The organism is Cupriavidus necator, from assembly GCF_040578825.1.
GTDB classification, from domain to species: domain Bacteria; phylum Pseudomonadota; class Gammaproteobacteria; order Burkholderiales; family Burkholderiaceae; genus Cupriavidus; species Cupriavidus necator_E.
On sequence record NZ_JBEFLI010000079.1, the window covers coordinates 24,201 to 30,278 of the forward strand.

The following is a 6,078-nucleotide window of genomic DNA, read 5'->3' on the forward strand; positions in this document are numbered from 1 at the left end:
AACCCTCCAGGGACGTTGCTGTTCGGACTCAGCTCTTGCGCTGGGTCACTGCCACGAACGGGGCCGGTGCGTGCTGCACGGACTGGCTGCCGCACTTCGGGCAATTCGGATGAGCAGAGGCATGTTCTGCGAGATGTTCGGTCTTCTCGAACACATGTCCGCACTTCTCGCAGCGGTATTGATAGACGGGCATGGCATTCCCCCACGCGGTGCACGCGCCGCGGGCGCCGCCAGCGCCACCCTGGCCGGAGCCGGATGCTGCGCTACGTCACGATGCCGGGCGCGTGTGAGATTCATTCTAGGACAGCGGTCCGGCACGCGAGCGTGAAAGTTTTAGGGCTGTAGGCTGGACGCGCAGCACGCTGGCGCGCCATAGCCCGCAATGATGTCGCCGCGGACTCACTTTCCGCCAACGGTGCCTCGCGCCGTCCTGCAGCCAAGCCGCGCCACGCCATGACATAGGACAAATGTGCTGGCGCCATTGTCCCGAAACAGGCCGCGCAAAGATGCGCAATCCCGGGCCAGGCGCGATGGCATCGCGCCGTATCCTGCATGTCATGACGCTAACCGGCTCGCCGCCGAATAGTTCCCTGAACTAGCCGAATTGCGATTCAACGGGGCGTGGAACATAGCCAGAATGCGGAATTTGTAGTGACGCCATCGCTGAGCAACCGGCATGGACCGGCTGCCATCCCCATCCGGAAACACTGCGCAATCCATCGCCCAACCTCGCCGGCGCCGCCCCCCGCTTGCTATTTGAAGACAGGATCCAAGGTATGTACGACCGAGTCATACGCGTCGCGCTGGCGGACGACCACCCGTTGGTCGTGGTTGCGCTGCGCGACTGCCTGCAGCGCACCGCCAGTGTCCAGATCACCTGCGAATGCCGCAACGGCACCGAACTGCTGGGCGCGCTGGACCAGCATCCCGCCGATATCGCCATCACTGACTTCTGCATGGGCCACGGCGACGCCTCGCTGGACGGCTTCAACCTGCTGAACCGCCTGGCGCGCCGCCACCCGCAGACGCGTGTGGTGGTGATCAGCGCGCAGTCCAATCCCGCCATCATCCGCCGCGCCATGAAGCTGGGCGCGCGCGCCTTCGTCAGCAAGGAAGACCCGCTGGAAGAGGCGGTACGCGCCTGCATCCATGTCGCGTTGAGCGATAGCTGCTTCTATTCGCCCGCGGTGCGCGAGTTGCTCGACCACGCCGCGCTGGCCGATGCGCCCGCCACCGAACTGACGCTGCGCGAACTGGAAGTGGTCAGGCTCTATGCGCAGGGCTTCCAGCTCACCGATATCGCCAGCAAGCTGGGCCGCTCGGTCAGCACCATCTCCAGCCAGAAGACCGTCGCCATGCGCAAGCTTGGCGTGCAGACCAATACCAGCCTGATTCGCTACGCCTATGAAAACGGCCTTATCTGAAGCGGCATGGCCGGCAGCGCGCTGAGTGCCGATGCAGCCGGCCACCGAGCGCACCCCGCAAACGCTGGCCAGCGCCTTCGATGCGCTGGCCGGCAACGCACGCCGCCAGCAACACCTGTGCTCGGTGACGATCGCGGTGCTGAGCGCCATCGTGCTGTTCTCGGGCCTCTTGCTCGCGGGGCTGGCCGCGGAACGCCACCTGGACTACCGCCGCAGCTATATGGCGCAATACGTGGCATCGATCTCCCAGCTGCTGCAGAACGAATCGTCTTTCCTGCGGCGCACCGTGCTGGCGATTCGCGATGACCTTGACACACCGGCGCCGGATCCGTCGCGCGATGCCGACCTGGCGGGCTTCCGGCGCGCCGGTGCGGCCAGCGGCCAAGTGGAGGCGGTACGCAAGGACTACCATCTGCTTGCCGCCGACGCCACGCGGCACGGCTGGGGCACGAGCCTGCCGAAGCAGTTCATGCGGCTGCGGCATATCGCGCTGGCGACCGTCGCCACGCAGCAGGCATTCGATCTGGACCATGGCGCTTACGCGGTCTCGCTCAACGAAGACAGCGCCATTGTCATCAGCCAGCCCGAAGCCGGCGCGCGTGCGCCGATGGCGCTGGACCCGACGCTGATCCCGCTGCTGCGCACGCGCCTGACCGATGCGCTGCTTGACCGCACCGGCCACGCGGTGCCGGCGCGGGACGAACAGGTCTGGATGGGACCGCTGCGCCATCCGGTCGATGACTCCCCCATCGTGGTGCTGGCCCGCGCCGCCTATGTCGGCGATACCCCGACCATGCTGGTGGCCGCGTGCGTGCCGGTGCAGGCCTTCCTGGCCGAGCTGCAGCGCCCGCGCGAGCCGGCGCTGCTGGCGCTGCTCAACGAAGCCGACGAGATCATCGATATATCGCCGAGCGACAACCCGGCGTCCGCGGCCATCGTTCGCGACATGGCCGCGCGTGCGCGCGAGCTGTCGCCCAACCGGTTGCACTACACGCGCACGGGCGTGCAGTTCGTGCAGCCGCTGCAGGCAGGATTCGGGCTGCTGGTCTACCACCTGCCGTACCGCATCCTGGGCGCGGCGCTGGCGGCCGAGCTGGCCGTGATCGGCAGCGCGATGCTGCTGCTGATTGGCGCCATCGTGCTGAGCGCGCGCTACTGGAACCGGCACCTGCTGCGGCGCACCCACAGCGAAGCCTCGCGCGCGGACCGCACCGCGCGCGAGGCGCTGCAGGAGCAGCTTCGGTCGGCGCAGGAAGCCACCGAAGCGATGCTGCGCGCGCGTGCGACTTTCTTCGCCGCGATGAGCCACGAGATCCGCACGCCGCTGAACGCGCTGCTTGGCAACCTCGAACTGCTCTCTCGCAGCAGCGGCCTGGAGGCGCACGCGCCGCGGCTGCGGGCGCTGGACACCGCCGCGCAGGCGCTGCGCCGCATCGTCAACGACGTGCTGGATTTTTCCAAGATCGATGCCGGCAAGCTCAGGCTGGTCGACGAGCCATTCCGCCCCATCGACGCGCTCGAAAGCCTGGCGCTGACCTATGCGCCGATGGTGGCCGGCCGCGCCATCCGCTTTCACCTGCACCTGTCGCCGTCGCTCGACGCGGAAGTCACCGGCGACTGCACGCGGCTGGTGCAGGTGATCAATAACCTGCTGAACAACGCCTTCAAGTTCACCGCCAGCGGCCGCATCGCAGTCAGCGCCGGACTGCGCCATGACGAGCACGGCACGCAGCGGCTGGTCTGCCGCGTCAGCGATTCCGGCATCGGCATGCCGCCGTCGCTGGTGGCGCGGGTGTTCCAGCCCTTTGTGCAGGGTGATGCGGTGACCGGCAGCCGCTACGGCGGCACCGGCCTGGGCCTGTCGATCTGCGCGCGGCTGTGCGAGCTGATGGGCGGCAGCATTACCGTGGACAGCGTGCCGGATGTGGGCAGCGCGTTCACGGTCTCGGTGCCGCTGCGGGTGCCGCTGACGCCGGCCGCGCAGCAGGCGCCCGCGCAGGCTGCGACGGCGCCGCGCGGGCAGGCGATGGTGCTGTGCCAGGACGCACGCGATGGCGAACACCTCGAGGCCTGGCTCAATGCGGCGGGGTGGCGCACCAATGTGCTGCTATCGCTGGCCGCGGCGCAGGAGGCCCTGCGCTTCAAGGCACCGGATGTCATCGTCGCCACCGGCGAATATGCGCTGGCGGCACTGGCGGGCCTGCGCGATGCCGCCCCCGTCCCCATGGTGTGGGTGACGCCGGAAGGCCCGCACCGTCCGTGCCAGCGCGCGACTGGCATCCTGGAGGTCACGGAATTCAGCCATCGCGCGCTGCTTGATGGCATGGCACTGGCCGCCGACGGCGCGGCGCCGATGCTCGCGGCGTGCCCCGGCGACGCGGTGCCTCAGGGCGATGCGCCACCGGTCACGCCCGCACTGGCCGCGAGCGCACTGACCATCCTTGTTGCCGAGGACAACCCGCTGAACCAGACCCTGATCACCGAGCAGCTACAGACCCTTGGCTGCCAGCCGATTGTCGCAGGCAATGGCAAGCTGGCACTGGCGGTGCTGGAAACCACGCGCGTCGACGCGGTGCTGACCGATATTCATATGCCGGTCATGGACGGCCACCAGTTGCTGGCCCAGGTGCACGCGCAGCATCCCGGCCTGCCGGTGCTCGCCTTCAGTGCGTTGACGAGCAGCGAATCGTCCGAGAACTGGAGGCAGCGCGGCTTCGCCGGCTATGTGGCCAAGCCGGCGTCGCTGCAGGATTTGCAGGCGTGTTTGTGCGGGTTGCCAGGGCCGAAGGATGGCGGTGACGCGGCCGCCGCGGCAGCGGGCAACGATACGGAAGATACGGACCAGACGGACCCTGCGCACGACAGCGCCTACCGCCGCCGCTACGAAGCCATGCTGCGCAACCAGCTCGCCCACGACCTGCCCGGGCTGGCGCGCATCATCAAGCACTGCGATCCGGCGGCGCTGCAGGCCTGGGTCCACTCCGCCGCGGGCGCATTCATGATCGTGCAACACCAGTCCATCGTCAGCGAGTGCCGGGCGCTGGAGGCGTTGTGCACCACCGCAGGGGACTGGACCCCTGCCGTCGCCGCCGCGGCCAATGCGCTGCATGCACGGCTGCGCGACTATGCGCGAGGCGAGCCAGACGAGATGGAGGCTGGCTAGCCTCGCGGCCCGGATCGCCGCTTACCACAATTTGCGGATTTGCGAGCACCGCCACGCGGGACGATAATGGCGGTGCCGCGCCGTGGCCTTCCTGGCCATGCCTTTCCGGGCGCGGCATTGTCTTCAATGTCTCCCCAATGCAGCCAGAACAAGGCCTTCCCCAGCCGCAGCGGAGCTGGGCGATCCTCACCGTTTTCTGCGGCCTGATCATGGCCGTGCTCGACGGCTCGATCGCCAATATCGCCCTGCCGTCGATCTCGCGCGAGCTGCAGGCCGATCCGGCCAGCACCATCTGGGTCGTCAACGCCTATCAGTTGACGGTGACCGTGTGCCTGCTGCCGCTGTCCTCGCTGGGCGATATCCTCGGCTACAAGCGGGTCTACCGCGCCGGGCTGGCGACCTTCCTGGTGGGCTCGCTGATGTGCGCGCTGGCCGTCAACCTGCCGATGCTGGTGGCCGCGCGCGTGCTGCAGGGCATCGGTGGCGCCGGCATCATGAGCGTCAACACCGCGCTGGTGCGCTTTATCTATCCGCCTACCAAGCTGGGCCGCGGCATCGGTCTGAATGCGCTGGTGGTCGGCGTGACCATCGCCGTGGGCCCGTCGCTGGGGGCGCTGATCCTGGCGGTGGCAAGCTGGCAGTGGTTGTTCGCGGTAAATGTGCCGGTGGCGATCTTCGCGCTGGCGCTGAGCCGCACCGCGCTGCCGGCGACGCCGCCGCAGCCGCGCGACTTCGACTACCCCAGCGCGCTGCTGTCGGCGCTGGTGTTCGGCATGTTCATTCTCGGCGTCGACGGGCTTGGCCACGCCGGCTTGCGCATCGCCGGGGGCGCCGGGCTGGCCGTGGCCGTGGTGCTGGGCTGGCTGCTGGTGCGGCGCCAGCGCGGACGCGCCGCGCCGCTGGTGCCAGTGGATTTGTTTGCCAGCCGCGCCTTCACGCTGGCGGTGGGCACCTCGTTCTGCTCGTTCATGACGCAGATGCTGTCCTTCATTGCGCTGCCGTTCTTCCTGGAGTACCAGCTTGGCCGCTCCTTGCAGGAAACCGGGCTGCTGCTCACGCCGTGGCCACTGATGGTGGCGGTGATGGCGGCGGTATCGGGGCGGCTGTCGGACCGCTATCCGGCCAGCATCCTGGCGGGCGTCGGGCTGTGCATGCTGGCGGCGGGACTGGCCGGGCTGGCTACGCTGGGGCCGGATGCCGGCAGCTTCGACATTGCCTGGCGCATGGCGATGTGCGGCACGGGCTTCGGCTTTTTCCAGTCGCCGAACAACCGCGCCATGATCGGCGCCACGCCACCGGAACGCAGCGGCGGCGCCAGCGGCGCGCAGGCCACCACGCGGCTGCTAGGACAGACCACGGGCACCGCGGTGGTGGCGTTGCTGTTCAGCCTGGCGCCGGTGGGCGCGGCGCGGTTGGCGTTGTATGTGGCGGTGGGGGTGGCTGCGCTGGGGGCGGTAATCAGTCTCAGCCGGTTGCGGGATGCGGAGGGGG

The 6,078-nt window shown here is 68.6% G+C and carries 4 protein-coding genes; 3 read left to right on the plus strand and 1 reads right to left on the minus strand.

Features of this window, described 5'->3' with window-relative positions:
* Window positions 1-28: 28 nt before the first annotated feature.
* On the minus strand, window positions 29-193 hold the full coding sequence (locus tag AB1I47_RS28420) for an FmdB family zinc ribbon protein (RefSeq protein ID WP_354687030.1): 165 nt from the start codon (window positions 191-193) through the stop codon (window positions 29-31).
* Window positions 194-776: 583 nt separating this feature from the next.
* Here AB1I47_RS28420 and AB1I47_RS28425 point away from each other — a divergent pair.
* The 3 genes from AB1I47_RS28425 to AB1I47_RS28435 form a co-directional block, all read left to right on the plus strand.
* Entirely contained in the window at window positions 777-1,424 is a 648-nt protein-coding gene (locus AB1I47_RS28425) for a response regulator transcription factor (RefSeq protein ID WP_354687031.1), read from the plus strand.
* Between the two features lie 31 nt (window positions 1,425-1,455).
* A complete protein-coding gene (locus AB1I47_RS28430; RefSeq protein ID WP_354687032.1) occupies window positions 1,456-4,587 on the plus strand; it encodes a hybrid sensor histidine kinase/response regulator in 3,132 nt (1,043 codons plus the stop codon).
* A 137-nt stretch (window positions 4,588-4,724) separates the two neighbouring features.
* Window positions 4,725-6,078, plus strand: a 1,354-nt coding sequence (locus AB1I47_RS28435) for an MFS transporter (protein ID WP_354687033.1), incomplete at its 3' end; no start/stop codon positions are given.

Bases quoted from the DNA above. Each gene is read 5' to 3' on its own strand.
- AB1I47_RS28430 (WP_354687032.1), top strand. From the start codon at position 1,456: ATGCAGCCGGCCACCGAGCGCACCCCGCAAACGCTGGCCAGCGCCTTC.
- AB1I47_RS28420 (WP_354687030.1), bottom strand. From the start codon at position 193: ATGCCCGTCTATCAATACCGCTGCGAGAAGTGCGGACATGTGTTCGAG.
- AB1I47_RS28425 (WP_354687031.1), top strand. From the start codon at position 777: ATGTACGACCGAGTCATACGCGTCGCGCTGGCGGACGACCACCCGTTG.